The sequence below is a fragment of the Pseudomonas sp. PS01270 genome (assembly GCF_029959775.1).
Classification (GTDB): Bacteria; Pseudomonadota; Gammaproteobacteria; order Pseudomonadales; family Pseudomonadaceae; genus Aquipseudomonas; species Aquipseudomonas atacamensis.
Window position 1 is genome coordinate 13,544 of record NZ_JASCPT010000004.1, and the last position, 26,237, is coordinate 39,780.

Genomic DNA, 26,237 nt, shown 5'->3' on the forward strand with positions numbered 1-26,237 from the left:
CTAAGTGGTGAGTCGGGCGGATCGCAACTAGATTTCACATCGAGCCAGTCCGGCAAGCATGTCTTAGCGCAACAGGATGGAGTCGGCCATGAAAAGCAGATTGCTACGGGTTTTGATGTTGTTGAAAGTGATGGTGATGCTATCCCTCGGCACCGCAACGGCATGGGCCGAGTGCGAGGATCACGAATCTCAGGCGTTTAACGGCCAGGAAGGGCATAGCGGCCTGATGCTCGCCAAGTCCGAGTCGGAGCCGGGCGATATGAATCAGGGCGGCAGCGCCGATGACGACGACTCGACCACGGACGATCCGGATACCGATGACCCGGATGACGAAGGCGATAGCCAGACGTAGATCGCCGGGCAAAGAAAAACCCCTTGGGCCTCGACTGATGCGCAATCGAGGTGGAAGGGGTTTTGTTATCGCATAAATTCTTGAATCAACACGAACTCCCTGTGGGAGCGAGCCTGCTCGCGAAAGCGTCATTTCAGTCGACAATGTTGGTGACTGTTACACCGCATTCGCGAGCAGGCTCGCTCCCACATGAGATATTTCGTGGGCCTACGCCGCGCCGTCGAGGAATTGCTCGGCGTAGTGGCAAGCCACCTGCCGATTATCCAGTTCACGCAACAGCGGCTCTTCCGTGGTGCAACGCTCGGTGGCGTACGGGCAGCGTTTGTGGAAAGCACAGCCCGGTGGCGGGTTCAGCGGGTTGGGCAGTTCGCCGACGATCTTGATTTTCGGCTTGTTCGGGTCCGGGTGAATCGTCGGGGTCGCCGACAGCAGGGCCTGGGTGTACGGGTGCAGCGGGCGTTCGTAGATGTCGTTCTTCGGACCCAGTTCCACCGGGCGGCCGAGGTACATCACCATCACGTCATCAGCCACGTGCTGCACCACCGCCAGGTTGTGCGAGATGAACACGTACGCGGTGTTGAACTCCTGCTGCAAATCCATGAACAGGTTCAGCACCTGGGCCTGAATCGACACGTCCAGCGCCGAAGTCGGTTCGTCCGCCACCAGCACTTTCGGTTGCAGCATCATTGCCCGCGCCAGAGCGATACGCTGGCGCTGACCGCCGGAGAACATGTGCGGATAGCGCTGGTAATGCTCAGGGCGCAAGCCGACCTGCTTCATCATCGCCTGGACTTTCTCGCGACGCTCGGTGGCCGACAGCTTGGTGTTGATCAGCAGCGGCTCGGCCAGTTGATCACCGATTTTCTGCCGTGGGTTCAACGACGCGTACGGGCTCTGAAACACCATCTGTACGTCTTTGCGCAGTTGCTTGCGCTCGGCCTTGTCAGCGCCGGCAACTTCCTGACCGGCGATCTGCAGCGAGCCCGACGACGGCTCTTCGATCAGCGTCAGGGCGCGGGCGAGAGTGGATTTGCCACAGCCGGATTCGCCTACCACGGCAAGGGTCTTGCCGGCTTCCAGTTCGAACGACACGCCGTTGAGCGCGCGCACGGTGGCGTGGCCCTTGAACAGGCCACGGGAGACTTCGTAGTGACGGGTCAGGTCGCGAGCGGTAAGTACGACGGCCATTACGCCACCTCCTGGTTCAGCGGGTAGAAGCAGCGGGCGAGGCTGTTGGCTTTCGGATCAAGGCCCGGACGCTGGGTGCGGCAGTTGTCCTGCACGTACGGGCAGCGCGGCGACAGCAGGCAACCCTGCGGACGGTCATAACGGCCCGGGACGATGCCCGGCAGAGTCGACAGACGCGAGGCGCCGAGGCTGTGCTCGGGAATCGCCTTGAGCAGCGCTTCGCTGTACGGGTGCGCCGGGATGTCGAACAGTTGCGGCACCTGACCGACTTCCACCGCCTGGCCGGCATACATCACGCAGACACGCTGGGCGGTTTCCGCCACGACCGCGAGGTCGTGAGTGATCAACACCAGGCCCATGTTCTGCTCTTTCTGCAACGCCAGCAGCAGATCCATGATCTGCGCCTGGATCGTCACGTCCAGCGCGGTGGTCGGTTCGTCGGCGATCAACAGTTTCGGCTCGCCGGCAATCGCCATGGCGATCGCGACACGCTGGCTCATACCGCCCGACAGTTGATGCGGGTAGGCGTCCATGCGGCTGGCGGCGCCCGGGATCTCGACTTTTTCCAGCAGTTCGATGGCACGCTTGCGCGCTTGCTTGCCGGACATTTTCAGGTGCAGGCGCAGCACTTCCTCAATCTGGAAACCGACGGTGTAGCTCGGGTTCAGCGCGGTCATCGGGTCCTGGAAGACCATCGACAGGTCTTTGCCGACGATCTGCCGACGCTGACGATTGCTCAGCTTGAGCATGTCCTTGCCGTCGAAGCTGAGCGAGTCGGCGGTGACGATGCCGGGGTGCTCGATCAGGCCCATCAGCGCCATCATGGTCACGGATTTACCCGAACCCGACTCGCCAACGATGGCCAGCACTTCGCCTTTGTCGACTTTCAGGTCGAGGCCGTCGACCACCGGGGTCGCGGTCTTGTCGCCGAAGCGGACGTTGAGATTCTTGATTTCTAGCAGTGACATTTGAATCTCCTCAGGCGGCGTTCTTGAGTTTCGGGTCCAGCGCATCGCGCAGGCCGTCGCCCATCAAGTTGATTGCCAGCACGCTGAGCAAAATGGTCAGACCAGGCAGACTTACTACCCACCAGGCGCGTTCGATGTAGTCGCGGGCCGAGGCCAGCATGGTGCCCCACTCAGGGGTTGGCGGTTGTACGCCGAGGCCGAGGAAGCCCAGTGCGGCGGCATCGAGAATCGCCGAAGAGAAGCTCAGGGTTGCCTGCACGATCAGCGGCGCCATGCAGTTGGGCAGCACGGTGATGAACATCAGGCGCGGCAGACCGGCACCGGCCAGACGCGCGGCGGTGACGTAGTCGCGGTTCAGTTCGCCCATGACGGCAGCACGGGTCAGACGCACGTAGGACGGCAGGGAAACCACAGCAATCGCGATCACGGTGTTGATCAGGCCAGGGCCGAGGATGGCGACGATTGCCACGGCCAGCAGCAGCGATGGCAGGGCCAGCATGATGTCCATCAGACGCATGATGGTCGGGCCGACCACTTTCGGGAAGAAACCGGCGAACAGACCCAGCAGGATCCCCGGAATCAACGACATCACCACCGACGACAAGCCGATCAGCAACGACAGGCGCGAACCCTGTATCAGACGCGACAGCAGGTCACGGCCGAGTTCGTCGGTGCCGAGCAGGAACTGCATCTGCCCGCCTTCGAGCCACGCCGGCGGCGTCAGCAGGAAGTCACGGTATTGCTCGCTCGGGTTATGCGGCGCGACCCACGGCGCGAAGATCGCGCAGAAAATGATCAGCAGCATGAACAGCAGGCCGGCAACGGCGCCCTTGTTCTTCGAGAACGCTTGCCAGAATTCTTTGTACGGCGACGGGTACAGCAGGCTTTGATCCACGGCGGACGTGGCGGTGGCTACTGAGGATGTTGGAGTGCTCATGGGTATTGACCTCAGCGCTGATGACGGATGCGTGGGTTGGCAAAGCCGTAGAGGATGTCCACCACGAAGTTGACCAGAATCACCAGGCAGGCGATTAACAGGATGCCGTTTTGCACCACCGGATAGTCCCGGGCGCCGATGGCTTCGATCAGCCATTTACCGATGCCGGGCCAGGAGAAGATGGTTTCGGTCAGGACCGCACCGGCCAGCAGCGTGCCGACCTGCAGGCCGACCACGGTCAGCACCGGAATCAGCGCATTGCGCAGACCGTGCACGAACACCACGCGCGACGGCGACAGGCCCTTGGCCTTGGCGGTGCGGATGTAGTCCTCGCGCAGCACTTCGAGCATCGACGAACGGGTCATCCGCGCGATCACTGCCAGCGGGATGGTGCCGAGCACGATGGCCGGCAGGATCAGGTGATGCAGAGCGTCGAAGAACGCGCCGACGTCATCGGCCAGCAGCGTGTCGATCAGCATGAAGCCGGTTTTCGGCTCGATGTCATACAGCAGGTCGATGCGCCCGGAGACCGGGGTCCAGCCCAGGCTCACCGAGAAGAACATGATCAGGATCAGGCCCCACCAGAAGATCGGCATCGAATAGCCCGCGAGGGAGATGCCCATCACCCCGTGGTCGAACAGCGATCCTCGTTTGAGTGCCGCGATCACCCCGGCCAGAAGCCCGAGGATGCCAGCGAACAGCAGGGCGGCCATGGACAGTTCCAGGGTCGCCGGGAAAAGAGAGGTGAACTCGGTCCACACACTTTCACGGGTACGCAACGACTCACCGAGATCGCCTTGAGCCAGTTTGCCGATGTAGTCCAGATACTGGGCATACAGCGGCTTGTTCAGCCCCAGGCGTTCCATTGCCTGAGCGTGCATTTCGGGGTCGACCCGACGTTCGCCCATCATCACTTCCACGGGGTCGCCCGGAATCATGCGAATCAACGCGAAAGTCAGCAAGGTGATGCCGAAAAACGTGGGGATCAACAACCCCAGTCGGCGGGCAATAAAACTAAACATCTTGTGTGGTACCTCATCAGCCGGTTAGGCGTGCCCGGTGTTCCATAGGTCAGGAGCACCGGGCGTTTCTTATCTACTTCACCTGGGTGGTGGCGAAGTTATTAGTGGTGAGAGGGCTGATGTGGTAGCCCTCTACATTGTTGCGCATTGCAGTGAACATCCGAGTATGGGCCATGCTGATCCATGGCTGATCCTGATTAAACAGCACTTGAGCCTGTTCGTAGAGCGCGGCGCGTTCAGCCGGATCTACTTTAGCCCGCGCTTCATCCAGCAGTGCCTGGAATTTCTCGTTGCACCAGCGTGCGTAGTTTTCGCCGTTCTTGGCGGCCTCGCAACTGAGCATAGGCGTCAGGAAGTTATCCGGGTCGCCGTTGTCGCCCGCCCATCCGGCCGAGACCATGTCGTGCTCGCCGGCCTTGGCGCGCTTGAGCATCTCGCCCCATTCCATCACGCGGATGTCGATCTTGATCCCGACTTTCGCCAGGTCAGCCTGCATCATCTGCGCGCCGAGCATCGGGTTGGGGTTGGTCGGACCGCCGCCGTTACGGGTGAACAGGGTGAAGGTAGTGCCTTCCGGAACCCCGGCTTCCTTGAGCAGGGCACGTGCCTTGTCGAGGTCGCGTGGCGGGTTCTTCAGATCATGGTTGTAGCCGAGCAGGGTCGGCGGGTACGGGTTGACCGCCACCGACGCGTTGCCCTTGCCGAACAGCGCGTTGACGTAGGCTTCCTTGTCGAACGCGATGTCGATGGCTTTGCGCACGCGTACGTCGCTCATGTACTTGTGCTGGGTGTTCATGGCGATGTACGAAACGGTCATCGCGTCCAGCTCGTCGACTTTCAGCTTGCTGTCTTTCTTGATGCTCGGGATGTCATCCGGTTTCGGATACAGCGCGACCTGGCACTCGTTGGCCTTGAGCTTTTGCAGGCGCACGTTGTTGTCGGTGGCGATCGCCAGGATCAACGCGTCGGCCGGCGGCTTGCCACGGAAATAATCCGGGTTGGCCTTGAAGCGCACCTGCGCATCCTTGGCGTAGCGCTGGAAGATGAACGGGCCGGTGCCGATCGGCTTGTTGTTCAGATCGCCAGTCTTGTTGGCCTTGAGCAACTGGTCGGCGTATTCGGCCGGGTAGATCGACGAGAAGGCCATGGCGATGTCGGCCAGGAACGGCGCTTCGCGGCGGGTCAGGGTGAACTTGACCGTGTTGTCGTCGACTTTTTCTACGCTTTTGAGCAGTTCCTTGAAGCCCATGCTTTCAAAGTACGGGAAGCCCACGCTCGACAGTTTGTGCCACGGGTGATTCGGGTCCAGTTGACGCTGGAAGCTCCAGACCACGTCGTCGGCGTTCATGTCGCGGGTCGGCTTGAAATATTCGGTGGTGTGAAACTTGACGCCTTTGCGCAGGTGGAACGTGTAGGTCAGGCCGTCTTCGCTGATGTCCCAAGACTCGGCGAGCGCCGGGATCACTTCGGTGGTGCCGGGCTTGAAATCGGCCAGGCGATTGAAGATGGTTTCGGCCACAGCGTCCGCCGTGACTGCAGTTGTGTACTGGACCATATCGAAGCCTTCCGGGCTGGCTTCGGTGCAGACCACCAAGGGTTTGGCCGAGGCGCCGACAGCGACACTCAGCAACGCAGCCGCGATGGCCGCACGTAGGGGAAGCATTTTCATCGATAACCCTCTGCAATCGGTTGAAGACAGAAAACCGAACGGCCGACTCATCATGAGTCAGCCGTCGGTTGGCGTTTTTACAGAATGTTGAACGGGATGGTGGTTACGAGGCGGAACTCGTTGATGTTGCCGTCAGCCTGATGCTCGCTGGCGCGGTGCGTGGTGTACGTCGCGCGAATCGCAGTGGCTTTGAGCGGGCCGCTTTGCACAGCGTAGGAAGCCCCGACACCGTATTCATAATGAGACTCGCCATCCATCAGGCTCAGGTCGCCGCGCTTGGCGCCCGGATCGGTGTAGGCGGTGCCGCGGTAGTGAGTACCGTCGATGCCCCAACCGCGTGCCTGGTAGATGTTGAACTTCAGGCCTGGCACCCCGTATTCGGCCATGTTGATGCCGTAGGCGATCTGGAACGACTTCTCGTTCGGGCCGTTGAAGTCCGACAGCAGGGAGTTGGCCAGGTAGATGCCGTTGGTTTCGTGCAGGTAGTCGAAGTACTCGTTACCGTTAACTTCCTGATACGAGAACGTCAGGCTGTGGGCCTGGTGAGTCAGACCCAGCGACAGCGAGTAGGTATCGTTGTCGATGTTGCCCATCAGCTTTTTGCCTTCGTCGACGGTCTTGTAGTAGTTCAGACCGGTGGTCAGGCTCAGCACCTGGCTGTCACCCAGTTCGTGGGTTGCGCCGAAGTAGTACTGGTTCCAGAAGTCTTCCACGTTGGAACCGTAAAAGCTGGTTTTCAGGCTCTTGAACGGTTGGTAGTTGACGCCGGCAACGTAAACCTTGTCGGTCTCCACGCCAGTGGCTGAATACTCGGTGCGAAATTTCGACAGGCTCTGCTCGGTACGCGGCGATACGCGGTCGAAACCGCCCAGGTCGAACGACAGGTTGTTGAATTCCTCGCTGTGCAGGCTGATACCTTCAAAGCTCGAAGGCAGCGGTCGGTTGCCGATGACATCAACGATCGGCGTGCTGAAGTTCTGGCGGCCGGCAGTCAGGGTAGTGTTCGACACGCGGAACTTGACGTTGGCCAGACCCAGTTTGCTCCACTGGTCAACGGCGTCGCCGTCGGAATCCGCCAGAGTACGGTTGGAGCCGCCGGCGATGTCCTTGCGATCACGATCCAGCACAATGGCGTTGTAAGCGGCGACTTCGGTGCTCACGCCCACGGTGCCTTGGGTGAAGCCCGAGGTGTAGTTGACGATGGTGCCTTGCACCCAGTTGATTCGGCGTGGCGTCGGAGTGCGAACGGTAGGCGTGGTGTTCTTGTCGCTGTTTTTCACGTAGCTGAAACGGTCGTCGCGACGACGCAATTCGTTGGCATACCAGTTACGGGTTGTACCGCCCAGGCTTTGTCCATCGATAAAGCCTTTGGCCTCGCTTTGGGCGCTGCTGCCGGCCAATGTGGTAGGGACGAACTCCTGACTTGCAGGTTCGGCGTACGCGGTAGCAGTGATGCTGCTGATGGCCAGGGCCAGTATCGCGGTGCTGCTCAGTTTCATGGGTGAAGCTCCTTTACTTTCTTTTTATCCCGGCTTTTTTTGGTATGCCGGTTATTGGTTTAGAACTCGTTCACACATCGCAAACGTTTGCAAAAAGCCGGATGGGCGAATTTCGGCAAAGCGCTTGCGTGAGGGAAGTAGACGGCTCCCCTCAGCATTGCGGCTAATCGGTTGGTTTAATCGATACTGACACCCGAGAACACGTTGCGGCCGAACGGGCTGACTTTGAATCCTTCGACCCGGGTGCTTAACGGCTGGTTGACCGTCGAGTGGGCGACAGGCGTGATCGGCACTTGCTGTTTAAGCAATTGCTGGGCCTGTTTATAAAGCACGGTGCGCTGGTCGCGGTCGGTGACGACCTTGGCCTGTTTGATCAGCTTGTCGTAAGCCGGATCGCACCACATGGAGTAGTTGTTGCCGCCGATGGCGTCACAGCTGTACAGCGTGCCCAGCCAGTTGTCCGGATCCCCATTGTCACCGGTCCAGCCGATCAGGCTGACGTCGTGCTCGCCGTTCTTGGTGCGCTTGATGTACTCGCCCCATTCGTAGCTGACGATCTTCACTTTCAGACCGATCTTGGCCCAGTCGGACTGGAGCATTTCGGCCATCAGCTTGGCGTTCGGGTTGTATGGACGCTGCACCGGCATCGCCCACAGGGTGATCTCGGTGCCTTCTTTCACGCCGGCGGCCTTGAGCAGTTCCTTGGCTTTTTCCGGGTTGTAGGCGGCGTCCTTGATGGTGTCGTCGTAGGACCACTGGGTCGGTGGCATGGCGTTGACGGCCAGTTGGCCGGCGCCTTGATAAACAGCGTTGAGAATTCCCTGTTTATTCACCGCCATGTCCAGCGCCTGACGCACTTCCAGTTGATCGAACGGCTTGTGGCGGACGTTGTAGGCGATGTAGCCGAGGTTGAAGCCCGGCTTGGAAATCAGTTGCAGTTTCGGGTCGGCCTTCAGCGCTTCAACATCGGCAGGGCGCGGGTGCAGGGTGATCTGGCACTCGTTGGCCTTGAGCTTCTGCACACGTACCGACGCGTCGGTGTTGATGGCGAAAATCAGGTTCTTCAGCTTGACCCGGCTCGGATCCCAGTACTGCGGGTTACCGGTGTAACGGATGTTCGAGTCTTTCTGGTAGCTCTTGAACACGAACGGCCCGGTGCCGATCGGCTTCTGGTTGATGTCGCTCGGCTTGCCGTCGGCCAGCAGCTTGTCGGCGTATTCGGCAGACAGAATCGAAGCGAAGCTCATCGCGATGTTCTGGATGAACGCGGCGTCGACGCTGTTGAGCGTGAACTCCACGGTCAGCGGCCCGGTCTTCTCGACCTTGGCGATGTTCTTGTTCAGGCTCATCCCGTTGAAGTACGGAAACTCGGTGGGATAGGCCTTGCGGAATGGCTGTTGCGCATCGAGCATGCGAGTGAACGTGAACACGACATCGTCAGCGTTGAAATCGCGGCTCGGCTTGAAGTAAGGGGTTGTATGAAATTTCACGCCTTCACGCAGGTGAAAGGTGTATTTCAGGCCATCTTCGGAAATGTCCCACTTGGTCGCCAGGCCCGGTACGACATTGGTCGCGCCTTTTTCGAACTCGACGAGGCGGTTGTACAGCGGCTCGGCGGCGTCGTTGTCGGTGGCCGTCGTGTACTGCGCGGTATCGAAACCCGCCGGGCTGCCTTCCGAGCAGAACACCAGGCTGTCGCTGGCGGCGTAGCTTGCAGACGTGGCGGCCAACAGGCCGGCGCCCAACAGTGCGGAAAAAACCAAGGTATGGCGCATGACGCTCCCTCTTTTTTTAGTGTTATGCAATGCACCTGGATCCCGATCCCGGGACTTTCTGGTCGCATTGAGCTCAATCCAAATACGTACGGCAAAACCGGTGGCCCACGCAGACACTGGTCAGTACGCGACGGTAGGCACCGTGCCTCTGGCAGTAAATACGTAATTGCCTTAATGCTCGTAGGAAAAGTCGACGCGCCTATACCGAAGCAATCATCTGCGGCGGATTTGGGTGTAGGCCTTTTCCTTTTTTCCCGGTAGATAAAGCAACGGCGACGTCAGAAACGCCGCCGTTGCAATGTCTTACTTGCTGACGCTGACGCCGTAGAAGGAATTCAGGCCAAATGGGCTGATCTTGAAATCCTGCACGTTGGCGCGCATGGGTTGATACACCGTCGAGTGAGCGATAGGTGTCATTGGAACTGCATCTTTGAGGACGTGTTGCGCCTGTTTGTACAGCTCGGTGCGCTTGCCCTGGTCAGTAGTGCGTTTGGCTTCTTTCACCAGGCCGTCGAACTTCTTGTCGCACCACTTGGAGAAGTTGTTGCCGCTCAGCGAGTCGCAGCCGAACAGAACGTTGAGCCAGTTGTCCGGATCACCATTGTCACCGCTCCAGCCAATGATCATGGCCTGGTTCTCGCCACCTTTGGAACGCTTGATGTACTCGCCCCATTCGTAGCTGGTGATCTTCACTTTCAAGCCGATCTTGGCCCAGTCGGACTGGAGCATTTCAGCCATCAGTTTGGCGTTCGGGTTGTACGGACGCTGCACCGGCATCGCCCACAGGACGATCTCGGTACCTTCCTTGACGCCGGCTTCCTTGAGCAGCTGTTTGGCTTTCTCAGGGTCGTACTTGGCATCCTTGATGGTGGTGTCGTAGGACCACTGGGTCGGCGGCATGGCGTTGACGGCCAGTTGGCCGGCGCCCTGATAAACCGAATCGATGATCTGCGGCTTGTTCACGGCCATGTCCAGCGCCTGACGCACGCGCAGGTCAGCCAGTGGGTTGGCCTCGTTGCTGCCCTTGACCTTGTCCATCACGTTGTAGGCGATGTAGCCCAGGTTGAAGCCGGCCTGATCCGGCATCTTCAGCGACTTGTCTTCTTTCAGCGCTTTCAGATCGGCCGGACGCGGGAACAGGGTGACCTGGCACTCGTTCTTTTTCAGCTTCTGGATACGCACCGACGGGTCGGTGGTGATGGCGAAGATCAGGTTGTCGATCTTCACGTCTTCAGGTTTCCAGTAATCCTTGTTGCCGGTGTAACGGATGTTCGAGTCTTTCTGGTAGCTCTTGAACACAAACGGGCCGGTGCCGATCGGCTTCTGGTTGATGTCGGCGGCTTTGCCATCCTTGAGCAGTTGGGCCGCGTATTCGGCGGACTGCACGGAAGCGAAGCTCATGGCCATGTTCTGGATGAACGCGGCGTCGACTTCTTTCAGAGTGAACTTGACGGTGTGGTCGTCGACTTTATCGATCTTGGTGATGTTGGTGTCCATCCCCATGTCGGTGAAGTACGGGAATTCGGTCGGGTACGCCTTACGGAACGGGTCGTCCTTGTTGATCATGCGGTTGAAGGTAAACAGCACGTCGTCGGCGTTGAATTCACGAGTCGGCTTGAAATACGGGGTGGTGTGGAACTTGACGCCTTCACGCAGGTGGAAGGTGTAAGTCAGGCCATCGTCGGAAATGTCCCACTTGGTCGCCAGGCCAGGAATCACGGCGGTGCCGCCGCGCTCGAACTGGGTCAGGCGGTTGAACATGGTTTCGGCTGAGGCGTCGAAGTCGGTTCCGGTGGTGTACTGGCCTGGATCAAAACCGGCCGGGCTCCCTTCGGAGCAGAACACCAGGTTAGTCGCAGCGGTGGCGAAAGGTGCGGAGGCTAACAAGCCTGCGCCGACTAGAAACGGAATGACCGCGTGTTTAAGCATGTTGGCCTCATGATTTGTTGTCATTTTTTAGTTGTGAGGTACGACCTCGTGAGTCGTGCCTGCGGATACTTATGCAGGCCCCATACCCAATGCAAGATCCAGAGCGGTCGGCGGCGTTAAACGGTGGCACGAACGTACCTTAATGTCGCATCCGTATAACTTTTGACGCATTTGACCGTTTGCGGGTGGTTTTTAAGGTGCATTCGGGGCACTGAAATGGTGCGCTGGAGGTGTCGGGTGCGCTTGGGTGGGGCTTGGTGTTACTTATTTATACCCTTGGGGATGGGCGGGGTTGAGGGGTTTTTGGGGTGGCTTAGGGTGGGGTGGATTGGGGCAGGGATTGGGGAGTTTTACTTGGTGCAACTGGGTGTTTCGATTGGTGGCACCTTGGCGGCCTGTGGGCCGACCAGGCTCTTGGGGTTTTGGGTGTATATCCGTTACTGCGGGTGTTGCGGATTACGGTTCCGCCCTTACGGCGGGTCACCTTTTTCAAACGCCAAAAAGGTAACCCAAAAGGCTTGCTCCTACGTTCGGCCCTCGCAGGCTCGGGTTCCTTCGCTCCGGGACTGATCCGGGCGCAGCGGCTCCGGTTTGCTTCGCTGCACCTCCTTCCGCTGTGTCTGGCTGCGCCAGACGGTCGCTGCGCTCCCACACCCGGATCAATCCCTCCACTCAGCCTTCCGACGTCGCCGGTGGATCAAGATCAAAAGCGGTACTCGAGCTTGCGCTCATTGTGGAGTGGGGCGGCTTCGCCGCGGGCAGCTGCGCTGCTTTGCCTTGGCTTTTGTAGGAGTGAGCCTGCTCGCGATGCGGCACGTCCAGGCCCCCGAGGACTTGAGTTTGTTTAATTCCGATGCCAAATAACCCGAACCTTCCCACAAGGTTTTCAGGTTGTCCGTCGGACGTCCGCTCTCTAGGCTTGGGTCGTCGCTGGTTGTTCAGCGATCGGGTGTGAGAACCCGACATTCATAGTCATTCAGTGCCCAGATCCGCATAATTGCCGCCAGCAAGTTTGCTGCCTGCAAGTGCGTTATGGCGGCTCTGTGCGGGCGGGCTTATGTCCGGCCGGGTGCCTATGACCGGTTTTCTCACCCCGCACAAAGCTGCCACCTCTTCGCCGTGTGAGAAACGGCATCGAGATGGCTCAACCTCATAGGTGAAGCGCATGAGCAAACCAGTCCCCGACCCACCCGAAGAAACCACAACCCCCCTTGAAGCCGCGCTGCGCGCCGACGATCTCGCGAAAAACCGCGAAGCCATCAAGCGTGCCCTCGATTTCTATCTCTGCCCGCCACCCGGCAAACCCCATCCGCCCGGCACGATGTTTCTGGTCCAGCCCGACATCGACACTGAAAGCCTGCTGGCTCACGCCTGTGAATCCCTTGCTTCAGCCAATACGCTGGCCAGCGATTTCGCCGATCAGCTTGGTAGGCCGCAGCGCAATACGGCGCTGGCGATTCAGCAGATCATCATGCTGGCGGAGCTGGCGGTGAATCGGGCGCTGGATCGGGTTGATCCGCGTACGTAATCAGTCAGGGCCACCGCGTTATCGTTTTTCGCGGGCAAGTCCGCTCCCACAGGGTTATATGCGATTTCAAGACACTACAAAACCTGTGGGAGCTGGCTTGCCAGCGATAGCGGTGGATCATTCACTACAAAACCCAGGCACAAAAAAAACCGGCAACCATTACTGATTGCCGGTCCTTCATTCAGCCAAGCTCAAATCACTGCATCAACACTTCAATCGAGCCATCAGCGGTCATGCTGACCTGGCTGGTGCCGGCTTCAACTTCCGGGGTCACCGGCGCGGAATCCATGGCTGCGGCTTTCATCATCATCGGCGCGCGCAGGTACGGTTGTGGGTAACCGTTGCTGTTGAGGTTCAGGTTGACGATTTTGTAGCCCTTGCCGCCCAGGGCGTCGGTGGCCAGTTGCGCGCGGGTCTTGAACGCGGTGACGGCTTCTTTGAGCAACTGGTCTTCGCTGGCCTTGCGGGTCGGGTCGGCGATGGCGAAGTCCATGCCGCCCATTTTCAGGTCGGTCAGTAACTCGCCGGTGAGTTTGGACAGGGCGGCGAAGTCGGTGCTTTCCAGGCGCAGTTCGGCGCGTTCGCGCCAGCCGGTGATCTTCTGGCCTTTGGTGTCGTAGATCGGATAACTGTTGCGGCTGCCCGTGCGCAGGGTGATGTCTTTGACTTGTTTGGCCTGGGCGGTGGCCTTGTTCATGGTGGTGCTGATGGCGGCGGCGAGTTTGGCCGGGTCGGTGTTCTGCTCTTCGGTGTAGAGCGTCACGATCATCTGGTCGCGGGCCACTTCCTGGCTGACTTCGGCGCGCAGGGAAATCTGGTTGTAGTGCAGCTCATCGGCGGCCAGAACCGGGAGGCTGGCGACGCTGCCGACGGTCAGGGCGAGGAGGGCGGCGCTGCGGCGAAATGTGTGCATGAAGGCTCCTTGAATGAGGCGCAGGTGATGAGTCGCGGCCTGCGTGAACCATCAGACTCTAACTTCTATGATCCGGTTCGCCCAGTTACAACTTCTATACAGATGCCTGCGCGCAGTGGGGAGTGCTTCTGTGGCGAGGGGATTTATCCCCGTTCGGCTGCGCAGCAGTCGCAAATCCGGCTGATGCGGTATGTCTGGTTAAATGAGGTCGCATGATTTGGGGGCGGCTCCGCCACCCAGTGGGGATAAATCCCCTCGCCACAATTGATCTCCAATAGCCCTCGGAATCTTCTTCAACTCAGATGAATTCTCCATCGTCGCCATGTGGTCGTTTGCCGCACTTTCGCCTCTGAACCCCGCGCCTTGGTTATACTCCGTGCGATCCGCCTGGAGCGCTCATCAGGAGAGCTCATGCTCGCCCCCGTACAACTGACTTCCGCCACTCGCCAGAACCTCTGGCGGCTGACTTTCATCCGCACCCTGGTGCTCGCCGCGCAGGCCGGGTCCGTGGGCCTGGCCTACTGGCTGCAATTGTTGCCATTGCCGTGGGTGCAACTGGCGATGACCCTGGGCTGTTCGATTCTGCTCTGCGTGTTCACTGCCGTGCGCCTGCGCACATCGTGGCCGGTGACCGAGCTCGAATACGCGCTGCAACTGGCCTGCGATCTGGTGATCCACAGTGCGCTGCTGTATTTCTCCGGCGGTTCGACCAACCCCTTCGTTTCTTATTATCTGGTGCCGCTGACCATCGCGGCGGTGACCTTGCCGTGGCGTTATTCGGTGATTCTGTCGGGCATCGCGCTGGCGCTGTACACGCTGATGCTGACGCGTTTCTATCCGCTGGAAACCCTACCGGTCGCCCGTGAGAATCTGCAGATCTACGGCATGTGGCTGAGCTTTGCCCTGGCTGCTGCGGTCATCACGTTTTTCGCCGCGCGTATGGCTGAAGAGCTGCGCCGGCAGGAAGAATTGCGCGCGATTCGCCGCGAAGAAGGCCTGCGCGATCAGCAGCTGCTCGCCGTTGCGACCCAGGCCGCCGGTGCTGCGCATGAATTGGGCACACCGCTGGCGACCATGAGCGTGCTGCTCAAGGAAATGCAGCAGGATCACCCCGATGCGTTGCTGCAGGACGATCTGAAAGTGCTGCAGGATCAGGTCAAGCTGTGCAAGGAAACCTTGCAGCAACTGGTCCGCGCCGCCGAGGCCAACCGGCGTCTGGCGGTGGAGATGCAGGACGTCACCGACTGGCTCGACGAGGCGTTGAACCGTTGGCACCTGATGCGCCCGGAAGCCAGTTACCGCTTCCAGCGTCTCGGCCAGGGTGCGGTGCCGCGCATGGCGCCGCCGCCGGATCTGACCCAGGCTTTGCTGAATCTGCTCAACAATGCAGCCGACGCCTGCCCGGAAAATCTCCAGGTGACGCTGGACTGGGACGCAGAGACTTTGACGATCAGCATTCGCGACCACGGCGCCGGTGTGCCGCTGGCCATCGCCGAGCAGATCGGCAAGCCGTTTTTTACCACCAAGGGCAAAGGTTTCGGCCTGGGCCTGTTTTTGAGCAAGGCCAGCGTGACACGCGCCGGCGGCTCAGTGAAACTCTATAGTCATGAGGAAGGCGGCACGCTCACCGAGCTGCGCCTGCCCCACGGCGCCCGAGGAGACCAACATGAGTGACGAAATCCAAGTCGAAGGCGAAGAACTGCCGCATCTGCTGCTGGTCGACGACGACGCGACCTTCACCCGCGTCATGGCCCGCGCCATGGCCCGCCGCGGCTTTCGCGTCAGCACTGCCGGTTCTGCGGAAGAAGGCCTGACCATCGCCCAGGCCGATCTGCCTGATTACGCCGCGCTGGACCTGAAAATGGATGGCGACTCCGGTCTGGTCCTGCTGCCCAAGCTGCTGGAACTCGATCCGGAAATGCGCGTGGTGATCCTCACCGGTTATTCGAGCATTGCCACGGCAGTCGAGGCGATCAAGCGTGGCGCCTGCAACTACCTGTGCAAACCCGCCGATGCCGACGACGTGCTGGCCGCGCTGCTGTCCGAGCATGCCGACCTCGACAGTCTGGTGCCGGAAAACCCGATGTCGGTCGATCGCCTGCAATGGGAGCACATCCAGCGCGTGCTCACCGAGCACGAAGGCAACATTTCCGCCACGGCCCGCGCGCTGGGCATGCACCGCCGCACCTTGCAGCGCAAATTGCAGAAGCGTCCGGTTCGTCGCTGAACCTGCGCTGAACGACTATCGCCAGCCCTCGCGATAAAACGCGCCGATCATCTATGATCGGCGCGTGTCCGTTCTTTTTACTATCGAGCCTTATCCATGAATCAGAACGCTGAATATTCCGCGGTCAACGATGCTGTGCGCGGGCAGTTTTTTCGCAAAGTCTGGGCGATGACCACGCCTTACTGGCGCAGCGAAGAGAAGGGCAAGGCCTGGACGTTGCTGATTGCCGTAATTGCGCTGACGCTGTTCAGCGTAGCGATCTCGGTGTGGATCAACAGTTGGTACAAGGATTTCTACAACGCCTTGCAGAGAAAGGATGAAGCCGCGTTCTGGCAGTTGATCCTGTATTTCTGCGGCATCGCGACGGTGGCGATTCTCGGCGCGGTGTATCGGTTGTATCTGACGCAGATGCTGACGATTCGCTGGCGGGCGTGGCTGACCGAAAAGCACTTCAAGCGCTGGCTCGACCACAAGAATTACTATCAGCTGGAGCAGGGCGGTTATACCGATAACCCCGACCAGCGGATTTCCGAAGACCTCAACACTTACACCGCCAACACCCTGAGCCTGGGCCTCGGGCTGCTGCGCACGATTGTCAGTCTGGTGTCGTTCTCGATCATTTTGTGGGGAGTGTCGGGCAGTATCGAAGTGTTCGGCATCGAGATTCCCGGCTACATGTTCTGGTGTGCGCTGTTGTATGCAGCGGTCGGCAGTTGGCTGACGCATTTGATCGGTCGCCGTCTGATCGGTCTGAACAACAAGCAACAACGCTTCGAAGCAGACCTGCGTTTTTCCATGGTGCGCGTGCGTGAGAACGCGGAAAGCATCGCCTTGTACAACGGCGAACCGAATGAGAACCGCCGCCTGAGCAACCGCTTCGGGCTGGTCTGGCACAATTTCTGGGACATCATGCGCGTGTCCAAGCGCCTGACGTTCTTCACCTCCGGCTACGGTCAGATCGCAATCATTTTCCCGTTTGTCGTCGCCGCACCGCGCTATCTGTCCGGCAAGATCGAACTGGGCGAGCTGATGCAAATCAACTCGGCGTTCGGCAACGTGCAGGAGAATTTCAGCTGGTTCATCACTGCGTATTCGGACTTGGCCGCTTGGCGCGCCACCTGTGATCGTCTGCTGAGTTTCCGTCAGGCCATGAGCGACAACGAACAACGCACCCCGGCCATCGACGTGCAGAATCAGGGCAGCGACTTGCAGGTGCACAACCTCGGCCTGGATCTGGCCGATGGTCGTCACCTGCTGACCGACGCCGACATGACCGTTGAGCCGGGTGAGCGCGTGATGCTCAGCGGCCGTTCCGGCAGCGGCAAGTCGACACTGCTGCGGGCGATGGGACATTTGTGGCCGGCGGGGCACGGCAATATTCGTTTACCGGCGGCGCGCTATCTGTTCTTGCCGCAGAAGCCTTATCTGCCGATCGGCACATTGCGTGAAGCGCTGAGTTATCCACAGCCGGGCGATACTTACGCGCCGGAGCGTTATGCACAGGTGCTGGAAACCTGTCGTCTGCCGCACTTGGTCGGGCGGCTGGATGAAGCCAATCACTGGCAGCGCATGCTCTCGCCGGGCGAGCAACAACGCCTGGCCTTCGCCCGCGCGCTCCTTTATGCACCGCAATGGCTGTACATGGACGAGGCTACATCGGCGATGGATGAAGAGGATGAGGCGACCTTGTATCAAGCGTTGATTGACGAGATTCCGGGTCTGAGCATCGTCAGCGTCGGTCACCGAAGCAGTTTGAAACGATTCCATCCACGGCATGTGCGGATCGACAGCGGTCGTCTGGTCGAACAGGCCATAACTGTCTGAACACTCACCTGTGGGAGCGAGCCTGCTCGCGAAGGGGCCATCTTGGTCGACGAATCTGTCGTCTGAACCACCGCTTTCGCGAGCAGGCTCGCTCCCACATTGGGGTAATGTGATCTGCCCGGTGATCGTACAACTCGCTTGAGCTATGATGGCGCCAAGCCGAACTTTCGAGACAAGATGCAGACCATGGAAAAGCTGATCGACACCCCGCGCCTCCCCCGCAAGCGCCGCAGCCTCGCCCAGGAATTGGTGACGGTGTTGAGCGAGCAGATCCGTGATGGCCTGCTCAAGCGTGGCGACAAATTGCCCACCGAGTCGGCGATCATGGAAGCCCATGGTGTCAGCCGCACCGTGGTGCGCGAGGCGATTTCCCGTTTGCAGGCTGCCGGTCAGGTGGAAACCCGCCATGGCATCGGCACTTTCGTTCTCGACACACCGAGCCCGAGCGGTTTCCGCATCGACCCGGCCACTGTCGTCACTCTGCGTGACGTCCTGGCGATTCTCGAATTGCGCATCAGCCTCGAAGTCGAATCCGCCGGCCTCGCCGCGCAACGTCGCAGTGCCGAGCAACTGGCAACCATGCGCGCCGCCCTCGACGCCCTGAACGAAAGCGCCTCGCACGCCAGCGATGCGGTGTCTTCAGACTTCGCTTTCCATCTGGAAATCGCCCTGTCCACCGGCAACCGCTACTTCACCGACATCATGACGCACCTGGGCACCAGCATCATTCCACGTACGCGGCTGAACTCGGCGCGGCTGGCCCACGATGATCAACAGCACTACATGAGCCGCCTGAGCCGCGAGCACGAGGAAATCTACGACGCGATTGCCCGTCAGGATTCCGATGCTGCCCGCGCCGCAATGCGGTTGCACCTGACCAACAGCCGCGAAAGACTGCGCCAGGCCCATGAAGAGGCGCAGGCGCAGCGAAACTGAGCATTACGCCTCTATGCGCAGCCTCAGCGGCAGCGAGTACGGCTCCATACTCGACTCATCGCGAAACTTGTAACGCAGCTCCACTTCGCGGTTCAGGTACGGTTGAAGCGCCTCTTTCGGCAGATGCACCTCGATGTCGAGCAGCTTTTCCATTTCATCCTCGGCGTCGTCCCAGGCGCCGGTGTCCACCTCATCACCTTCCCATTCGGGTTCTTCTCCATCGCTGCCGAGAATCGCGTAGACGCTCCAGTTTGCTGCGAAATCGCTGGAATCCGGGACCTGCACGGTGAGGATCTCCGGCAGTTGCGAGAGCTGAAGTGTCACGCAGTCGTCTTGCGCAGGGGCGATGTGGGTGAGGGTGGGGGCGGCAAAATGCATCGACATAGCGGCTTCCTTTGAGTGGTCCGCCACGATCCTTCGTGGCAGTCGACGTACTTTACGAGCCGCTGGTCCTCTCAGAATTAAACGAATCCAGACCAGATATTTCCGCGAGAAAATGCTTCAAGGACGGGCCTTCCAGCGATTTCCAGAAGTATAGACAGCGATTTTGTCGGACAAAAAAGCCCTGCCAACGATGAAATGCAGTTGACGGTTATTTTTTAAGTTGTACGATGACCTACAACTTCGGCGAAGGCTGAACGGTCCACTCACAATAAAACGTTGCTACCAGGGTGTTCGAATAATGAATCCACAAGAACTGAAGTCCATCCTCTCTGCCGGCCTGCTGTCTTTCCCGGTGACCGATTTCAACGCGCAGGGCGATTTCAACCGCGCGGGCTACATCAAACGCCTGGAATGGCTGGCTCCGTATGGCGCTTCGGCTCTGTTCGCCGCCGGTGGCACCGGTGAGTTCTTCTCCCTGGCCGCCAGCGAATACTCGGAAATCATCAAGACTGCCGTCGACACCTGCGCAACCAGCGTGCCGATCCTGGCCGGCGTCGGTGGTTCGACCCGCCAGGCCATCGAATACGCTCAGGAAGCCGAGCGTCTGGGCGCCAAAGGCCTGTTGCTGCTGCCGCACTACCTGACCGAAGCGAGCCAGGACGGTGTTGCCGCCCACGTTGAAGCCGTGTGCAAATCGGTGAAGATCGGTGTGGTCGTCTACAACCGCAACGTTTGCCGCCTCAACGCGCCGCTGCTGGAACGTCTGGCCGAGCGCTGCCCGAACCTGATCGGCTACAAGGATGGCCTGGGCGATATCGAGTTGATGGTGTCGATCCGTCGCCGCCTCGGTGATCGCTTCAGCTACCTGGGTGGTTTGCCGACCGCTGAAGTCTACGCCGCTGCCTACAAGGCGTTGGGCGTGCCGGTCTACTCCTCGGCGGTGTTCAACTTCATCCCGAAAACCGCGATGGACTTCTACCACGCGATCGCTCGCGAAGATCACGCCACCGTCGGCAAGATCATCGACGACTTCTTCCTGCCGTACCTGGACATCCGCAACCGCAAGGCCGGTTACGCCGTGAGCATCGTCAAGGCAGGTGCAAAAATCGCCGGCTATGACGCAGGTCCGGTGCGTGCGCCGCTGACCGACCTGACCGGCGAAGAGTACGAAATGCTCGCCGCGCTGATCGACAAGCAAGGCGCGCAATAAACGAGAAAAGCGAGGCCGCTGAGCAATCAGCGGCTTTTTGCGTGAAGGCTTTTAGAGTTGAGGGCTGCCCTGTGACAACTGCAAAACGCTACGACAACTACATCAATGGCGAATGGGTCGCCGGTGCCGATTATTCGGCCAACATCAACCCGTCCGAACTCAGCGACACCATCGGCGACTACGCCAAGGCTGACCTGACCCAGGTCAACGCCGCCATCGACGCTGCCCGCGCTGCGTTCCCGGCGTACTCCACGTCGGGCATTCAGGCCCGTCACGATTCGCTGGATAAAGTCGGCAGCGAGATCCTCGCCCGTCGCGAAGAGCTCGGCACGCTGTTGGCCCGTGAAGAGGGCAAGACCCTGCCGGAAGCGATCGGTGAAGTGACCCGCGCCGGCAATATTTTCAAGTTCTTCGCCGGTGAATGCCTGCGCCTGTCCGGTGACTACGTGCCGTCGGTTCGCCCGGGCGTCAACGTCGAAGTCACCCGCGAAGCGCTGGGCGTGGTCGGTCTGATCACCCCGTGGAACTTCCCGATTGCCATCCCCGCGTGGAAAATTGCTCCGGCCCTGGCCTATGGCAACTGCGTCGTACTCAAGCCTGCCGATCTGGTGCCGGGCTGCGCCTGGGCGCTGGCCGAAATTATTTCCCGCGCGGGCTTCCCGGCCGGTGTGTTCAACCTGGTAATGGGCAGCGGTCGCGTGGTTGGCGAGGCGTTGGTCAACAGCCCGAAAGTCGACGGCATCAGCTTCACCGGTTCGGTGGGCGTGGGTCGTCAGATCGCGGTCAACTGCGTTTCGCGCCAGGCCAAGGTGCAGCTGGAAATGGGCGGCAAGAACCCGCAGATCATTCTCGACGACGCCGACCTCAAGCAAGCGGTCGAGCTGTCGGTGCAGAGCGCGTTCTACTCCACCGGCCAGCGCTGCACGGCGTCGAGCCGTCTGATCGTTACCGCCGGCATTCACGACAAGTTCGTTGAAGCGATGGCCGAGCGCATGAAGTCGATCAAGGTCGGCCACGCGCTGAAAGCCGGCACCGACATAGGTCCGGTGGTTTCCCAGGCGCAGCTTGAACAGGACATGAAGTACATCGACATCGGCCAGTCCGAAGGTGCACGTCTGGTCAGCGGCGGTGGTGTGGTGACTTGCGACACCGAGGGCTACTTCCTCGCGCCAACCCTGTTCGCCGACAGTGAAGCGTCGATGCGTATCAGCCGCGAAGAGATCTTCGGCCCAGTGGCCAACATCGTTCGCGTGGCCGATTACGAAGCTGCGCTGGCAATGGCCAACGACACCGAATTCGGCTTGTCGGCCGGCATCGCCACCACCTCGCTGAAGTACGCCAACCACTTCAAGCGCCACTCCCAGGCCGGGATGGTGATGGTCAACCTGCCGACCGCCGGTGTGGATTACCACGTACCGTTCGGCGGGCGTAAAGGCTCGTCCTACGGCTCCCGTGAGCAGGGCCGCTATGCACAAGAGTTCTACACGGTCGTGAAGACTGCCTACATCGGTTCCTGATACACGCAATACCTGTGGGAGCTGGCTTGCCAGCGATTCAGGCAACGCGGTGCTGCAGGCACGCCGCGCTGATGCCATCGCTGGCAAGCCAGCTCCCACAAAGACCAAAGAATGTTTTACCCGCATAAAAATAATCAGTGGGAGTACATCTGCATGCAATCCTCCAAGCCGACTCACGTCCGCTATTTGATCCTGCTCATGCTGTTTCTGGTGACCACGATCAATTACGCCGACCGTGCCACGATCGCCATTGCCGGCTCCAGCCTGCAAAAGGACCTTGGCATTGACGCCGTCACCCTCGGCTACATCTTCTCCGCATTCGGTTGGGCCTACGTCGCCGGGCAAATTCCCGGTGGCTGGCTGCTCGATCGCTTCGGCTCGAAAAAAGTCTATGCCCTGAGCATTTTCACCTGGTCGCTGTTCACCGTGCTGCAAGGCTTCGTCGGTGAATTCGGCATGTCCACGGCAGTGGTTGCGCTGTTCATGCTGCGTTTCCTGGTGGGCCTGGCGGAAGCGCCATCGTTCCCCGGCAACGCGCGCATCGTGGCGGCGTGGTTCCCGACCGCTGAACGCGGCACCGCTTCGGCGATCTTCAACTCGGCGCAATACTTTGCCACCGTGTTGTTTGCGCCGTTGATGGGCTGGATCGTCTACAGCTTCGGCTGGGAGCACGTGTTCATCGTCATGGGTATCCTCGGTATCGTGTTCTCGCTGGTGTGGCTGAGAGTCATCTACAGCCCGCGCGAACACCCACGGGTCAACGAGGCCGAGTTCAAGCACATCGCTGACAACGGCGGCATGGTCGACATGGATCAGAAGGGCAAGAAGTCCGACGGTCCGAAGTGGGATTACATCCGTCAGCTGCTGACCAACCGCATGATGCTGGGCGTGTATCTGGGCCAGTACTGCATCAACGGCATCACCTATTTCTTCCTGACCTGGTTCCCGGTGTATCTGGTGCAAGAGCGTGGCATGACCATTCTCAAGGCCGGTTTCATCGCTTCGTTGCCGGCGATCTGCGGCTTCATCGGCGGCGTGCTTGGCGGGGTGATTTCCGATTACCTGCTGCGCAAGGGCCATTCGCTGACTTTCGCTCGCAAGGCGCCGATCATCGCCGGTCTGCTGGTGTCGAGCAGCATCGTCGCGTGCAACTATGTTGACGTGGAATGGATGGTGGTGGGCTTCATGGCGCTGGCATTCTTCGGCAAAGGCGTTGGCGCACTGGGCTGGGCGGTGGTTTCCGACACTTCGCCGAAACAGATCGCCGGTCTGAGCGGTGGCTTGTTCAACACCTTCGGCAACATCGCTTCGATCACCACGCCGATCGTGATCGGCTACATCATCAGCTCCACCGGCTCGTTCAAGTGGGCGCTGGTGTTTGTCGGCGCCAACGCACTGGTCGCGGTGTTCAGCTATCTGGTGATTGTCGGCCCGATCAAGCGTGTGGTGTTGAAAGAGCCGCCAGCCAAGGGCGGCAATGAAGCCACCGGCAATTTGTCTCAAGCGCATTCCTGAGGAGCGGCGTCATGCAGTTGATTGAACATTCCGACTCGCCGCGCTACATCCGCCTGCACGAGCGGGACAACGTTGTAGTGGTGGTCAACGATCAGGGCGTACCGGCCGGTACCGAGTTCGCCGACGGCCTGGTCACCCTGGATTTCGTACCGCAGAGCCACAAGGTCACCCTGGAGGATATTCCCGAAGGCGGCCCGGTGATTCGTTATGGGCAGATCATTGGCTATGCCTTGCAGCCGATCCGTCGTGGCAGTTGGGTCAAGGAAGATCAACTGCGCATGCCGACCGCGCCGCCGCTGGACAGCTTGCCGCTGTCCACCGATGTGCCGGATGCGCAGGCACCGCTGGAAGGCTTCACGTTCGAGGGTTATCGCAACGCCGACGGCACCGTCGGCACGCGCAACATTCTCGGCATCACCACCACCGTGCAGTGCGTCACCGGCGTGCTCGATCATGCGGTCAAGCGCATCAAGGAAGAGTTGTTGCCGAAGTACCCGCACGTCGATGACGTGGTGGCACTGACCCACAGTTATGGCTGCGGTGTGGCGATTACCGCCACCGACGCCTATATCCCGATTCGTACCGTGCGCAATCTGGCGCGCAACCCGAACCTGGGCGGCGAGGCGCTGGTGATCGGTCTGGGCTGCGAGAAATTGCAGGCCGGGCAGGTGATGCATGAGGACGATGCCTCGGTGGATCTCAGCGATCCGTGGCTGTACCGCTTGCAGGATTCCAGTCACGGTTTTACCGAAATGATCGAACAGATCATGGAACTGGCCGAAGTGCGTTTGAAGAAACTCGACCAGCGCCGCCGCGAAACCGTGCCGGCCTCCGAGCTGATTCTCGGTATGCAGTGCGGCGGCAGCGACGCGTTCTCCGGCATCACCGCCAACCCGGCGCTGGGTTATGCCTCAGACTTGCTGTTGCGCGCGGGGGCGACGGTGATGTTTTCCGAAGTCACCGAAGTGCGCGATGCGATCTACCTGCTGACGTCGCGGGCGCAAACGCAAACCGTCGCCGAAGAGCTGGTGCGCGAGATGGACTGGTACGACCGTTACCTGGCCAAGGGCGAAGCCGATCGCAGCGCCAACACCACGCCGGGCAACAAGAAGGGCGGGTTGTCGAACATTGTCGAGAAGTCGCTGGGCTCGATCGTCAAGTCCGGCAGCAGCGCGATCAATGGCGTGCTCGGCCCGGGCGAGCGTTTCAAGCACAAGGGCCTGATTTTCTGCGCGACGCCGGCCAGTGATTTTGTCTGCGGTACGCTGCAACTGGCGGCGGGGATGAACCTGCACGTGTTCACCACCGGTCGCGGCACGCCTTACGGGCTGGCCATGGCGCCGGTGGTCAAGGTATCGACGCGGACTGAACTGGCGCAGCGCTGGCCGGATCTGATCGACATTGATGCCGGACGCATTGCCACCGGGCGCGCGACCATCGAAGAACTGGGCTGGGAGTTGTTTCACTATTACCTGGATGTTGCCAGTGGCAAGCAACAGACCTGGGCGGAGAAGCACAAGCTGCATAACGACATCACCTTGTTCAACCCGGCGCCGATTACCTGATCGTTTCATGGAAGATCAAAAGCCCCTCACCCCAGCCCTCTCCCGGAGGGAGAGGGGGCCGACCGAGTTGTTTTGCGCTATACATCGACCTGACAAATCGGGTCGATTATGGATTCGACGATGTCATTTCAGGTCGGTGGATTGTTTAAATATCCCCTGATCGGTTCCCTCTCCCTTTGGGAGAGGGCTAGGGTGAGGGGCTTTTGCTTTATCATTGCCCCCCTGACTAAGCTCACCCAAGGCTCCCCGGCATGCTGGCAATCTTTCTTGAAACCCTGAACATCACCGCGCCGGTGTTTGCCATGCTGTTTCTCGGTGTGCTGCTCAAGCGCATCGACTGGATCAACGACAACTTCATCCACACCGCCTCGTCGCTGGTGTTCAACGTGACCATGCCGGCGCTGCTGTTCCTCGGCATCCTCCACGCCGACCTGCACGCCGCACTGCAACCCTCGCTACTCATCTACTTTTCCCTCGCGACCCTGGTGAGTTTCGCCGTGGCCTGGGGCTGGGCGATTTTCAAGTGTCCGCGTGAGGATCGCGGCATCTACACCCAAGGCGCGTTTCGCGGCAACAACGGCGTGATAGGTCTGGCGCTGGCGGCGAGCATGTACGGCGATTACGGCATTTCCCTCGGGGCGATTCTCGCGGCGCTGGTGATCCTGTTCTACAACACGCTGTCGACCATCGTGCTGGCGGTATACAGCCCGGTGATCAAGTCCGATCCGTGGAGCATCTGCAAAAGCGTGTTCAGCAACCCGCTGATCATCAGCGTGATTTCGGCAGCGCCGTTCGCCTATTTCAAGATCGGTTTGCCGGGCTGGCTGGAGACCTCCGGCCAGTATCTGGCGCAGACCACTTTGCCGCTGGCGCTGATCTGTATCGGCGGCACGCTGTCACTGGCGGCGCTGCGCAAGAGCGGCAAGATGGCGCTCAGCTCCAGCCTGGTGAAGATGGTCGGTCTGCCGTTACTGGCAACCGTGGGCGCGTGGTTGTGGGGCTTTCGCGGGGCGGAACTGGGGATTCTGTTTCTTTACTTCGGTAGCCCGACGGCGGCGGCGAGTTTCGTCATGGCCCGGGCGGCGCAGGGCAATCATGAGCTGGCAGCGGCGATCATCGTGATGACCACGTTGATGGCGGCGATTACCACCAATGTCGGGATCTTTGTGTTGCAGTGGGGTGGGTGGATCTGACCAAGGATTTGCAGTGTCTGTCAGGGCCTCTTCGCGAGCAGGCTCGCTCCCACATTTGAAATGCATTCCAGATGTGGGAGCGAGCC

General features: G+C 60.0%; 21 protein-coding genes and 1 pseudogene. 12 read left to right on the plus strand and 10 right to left on the minus strand.

What is annotated here, in order from left to right; genetic code table 11:
• The first annotated feature begins 88 nt into the window (after positions 1–88).
• Both QMX86_RS02455 and QMX86_RS02460 read left to right on the plus strand, forming a co-directional pair.
• The gene (locus QMX86_RS02455; RefSeq protein WP_122707561.1) at positions 89–352 is read left to right on the plus strand and encodes a hypothetical protein; all 264 of its coding nucleotides are present in this window, start codon (positions 89–91) and stop codon (positions 350–352) included.
• A 62-nt stretch (positions 353–414) separates the two neighbouring features.
• Positions 415–540 (plus strand): annotated as a pseudogene (locus QMX86_RS02460) (metal ABC transporter ATP-binding protein); the annotation flags it as partial.
• A 19-nt stretch (positions 541–559) separates the two neighbouring features.
• Here the strand turns inward: QMX86_RS02460 and QMX86_RS02465 are convergent.
• The 8 genes from QMX86_RS02465 to QMX86_RS02500 form a co-directional block, all read right to left on the minus strand.
• Positions 560–1,540: a peptide ABC transporter ATP-binding protein gene (locus QMX86_RS02465; protein ID WP_016771723.1), complete on the minus strand. Its 981-nt coding sequence runs from the start codon at positions 1,538–1,540 to the stop codon at positions 560–562.
• Entirely contained in the window at positions 1,540–2,508 is a 969-nt protein-coding gene (locus QMX86_RS02470; RefSeq protein ID WP_016771722.1) for an ABC transporter ATP-binding protein, read from the minus strand. The genes QMX86_RS02465 and QMX86_RS02470 overlap by 1 nt, the downstream gene beginning before the upstream one ends.
• A gap of 10 nt (positions 2,509–2,518) precedes the next feature.
• On the minus strand, positions 2,519–3,445 hold the full coding sequence (locus QMX86_RS02475) for an ABC transporter permease subunit (protein WP_016771721.1): 927 nt from the start codon (positions 3,443–3,445) through the stop codon (positions 2,519–2,521).
• A gap of 11 nt (positions 3,446–3,456) precedes the next feature.
• A complete protein-coding gene (locus tag QMX86_RS02480; protein ID WP_016771720.1) occupies positions 3,457–4,467 on the minus strand; it encodes an ABC transporter permease subunit in 1,011 nt (336 codons plus the stop codon).
• Between the two features lie 73 nt (positions 4,468–4,540).
• The gene (locus QMX86_RS02485) at positions 4,541–6,136 is read right to left on the minus strand and encodes an ABC transporter substrate-binding protein (protein WP_024011590.1); all 1,596 of its coding nucleotides are present in this window, start codon (positions 6,134–6,136) and stop codon (positions 4,541–4,543) included.
• Between the two features lie 77 nt (positions 6,137–6,213).
• The gene (locus QMX86_RS02490; protein WP_273527903.1) at positions 6,214–7,635 is read right to left on the minus strand and encodes an OprD family porin; all 1,422 of its coding nucleotides are present in this window, start codon (positions 7,633–7,635) and stop codon (positions 6,214–6,216) included.
• Between the two features lie 176 nt (positions 7,636–7,811).
• On the minus strand, positions 7,812–9,410 hold the full coding sequence (locus tag QMX86_RS02495; RefSeq protein ID WP_282385754.1) for an ABC transporter substrate-binding protein: 1,599 nt from the start codon (positions 9,408–9,410) through the stop codon (positions 7,812–7,814).
• Between the two features lie 303 nt (positions 9,411–9,713).
• On the minus strand, positions 9,714–11,339 hold the full coding sequence (locus tag QMX86_RS02500; RefSeq protein ID WP_016771716.1) for an ABC transporter substrate-binding protein: 1,626 nt from the start codon (positions 11,337–11,339) through the stop codon (positions 9,714–9,716).
• 1,165 nt (positions 11,340–12,504) lie between these two features.
• Between QMX86_RS02500 and QMX86_RS02505 the strand changes: the two genes are divergently transcribed.
• On the plus strand, positions 12,505–12,867 hold the full coding sequence (locus QMX86_RS02505) for a DUF6124 family protein (RefSeq protein WP_282385757.1): 363 nt from the start codon (positions 12,505–12,507) through the stop codon (positions 12,865–12,867).
• A 196-nt stretch (positions 12,868–13,063) separates the two neighbouring features.
• On the opposite strand, the gene QMX86_RS02510 is transcribed toward QMX86_RS02505, so the two are convergent.
• The gene (locus QMX86_RS02510) at positions 13,064–13,780 is read right to left on the minus strand and encodes an SIMPL domain-containing protein (protein WP_122707553.1); all 717 of its coding nucleotides are present in this window, start codon (positions 13,778–13,780) and stop codon (positions 13,064–13,066) included.
• A gap of 411 nt (positions 13,781–14,191) precedes the next feature.
• On the opposite strand from QMX86_RS02510, the gene QMX86_RS02515 reads away from it, so the two are divergent.
• The 4 genes from QMX86_RS02515 to QMX86_RS02530 all read left to right on the plus strand — a co-directional run bounded on the left by QMX86_RS02515 (position 14,192) and on the right by QMX86_RS02530 (position 18,767).
• Positions 14,192–15,454, plus strand: a complete 1,263-nt coding sequence (locus QMX86_RS02515; RefSeq protein ID WP_016771713.1) for an ATP-binding protein — start codon at positions 14,192–14,194, stop codon at positions 15,452–15,454.
• Positions 15,447–16,007, plus strand: a complete 561-nt coding sequence (locus QMX86_RS02520; protein ID WP_003221630.1) for a response regulator transcription factor — start codon at positions 15,447–15,449, stop codon at positions 16,005–16,007. The genes QMX86_RS02515 and QMX86_RS02520 overlap by 8 nt, the downstream gene beginning before the upstream one ends.
• A gap of 96 nt (positions 16,008–16,103) precedes the next feature.
• Entirely contained in the window at positions 16,104–17,831 is a 1,728-nt protein-coding gene (locus tag QMX86_RS02525; protein ID WP_073473815.1) for an ABC transporter ATP-binding protein/permease, read from the plus strand.
• Positions 17,832–18,017: 186 nt separating this feature from the next.
• A complete protein-coding gene (locus tag QMX86_RS02530) occupies positions 18,018–18,767 on the plus strand; it encodes a FadR/GntR family transcriptional regulator (protein ID WP_282387634.1) in 750 nt (249 codons plus the stop codon).
• A gap of 3 nt (positions 18,768–18,770) precedes the next feature.
• Here the strand turns inward: QMX86_RS02530 and QMX86_RS02535 are convergent, their stop codons facing one another.
• A complete protein-coding gene (locus tag QMX86_RS02535) occupies positions 18,771–19,151 on the minus strand; it encodes a hypothetical protein (protein WP_282387635.1) in 381 nt (126 codons plus the stop codon).
• A 298-nt stretch (positions 19,152–19,449) separates the two neighbouring features.
• On the opposite strand from QMX86_RS02535, the gene kdgD reads away from it, so the two are divergent.
• From kdgD to QMX86_RS02560, 5 genes are all read left to right on the plus strand, one after another.
• Positions 19,450–20,361 carry a 5-dehydro-4-deoxyglucarate dehydratase gene (gene kdgD / locus QMX86_RS02540; RefSeq protein ID WP_016771708.1) on the plus strand — a complete coding sequence of 304 codons (912 nt, stop codon included), beginning with the start codon at positions 19,450–19,452 and terminating at the stop codon, positions 20,359–20,361.
• Positions 20,362–20,432: 71 nt separating this feature from the next.
• Positions 20,433–21,878, plus strand: coding sequence for an aldehyde dehydrogenase family protein (locus QMX86_RS02545; protein WP_073473811.1), 1,446 nt, complete (start codon positions 20,433–20,435; stop codon positions 21,876–21,878).
• 153 nt (positions 21,879–22,031) lie between these two features.
• On the plus strand, positions 22,032–23,393 hold the full coding sequence (locus tag QMX86_RS02550; protein WP_071174407.1) for an MFS transporter: 1,362 nt from the start codon (positions 22,032–22,034) through the stop codon (positions 23,391–23,393).
• A gap of 11 nt (positions 23,394–23,404) precedes the next feature.
• Positions 23,405–24,958, plus strand: coding sequence for a galactarate dehydratase (garD, locus tag QMX86_RS02555; RefSeq protein ID WP_016771706.1), 1,554 nt, complete (start codon positions 23,405–23,407; stop codon positions 24,956–24,958).
• 251 nt (positions 24,959–25,209) lie between these two features.
• Complete coding sequence (locus QMX86_RS02560) at positions 25,210–26,151, plus strand: AEC family transporter (protein ID WP_016770674.1); 942 nt, start codon at positions 25,210–25,212, stop codon at positions 26,149–26,151.
• Positions 26,152–26,237: the final 86 nt, after the last annotated feature.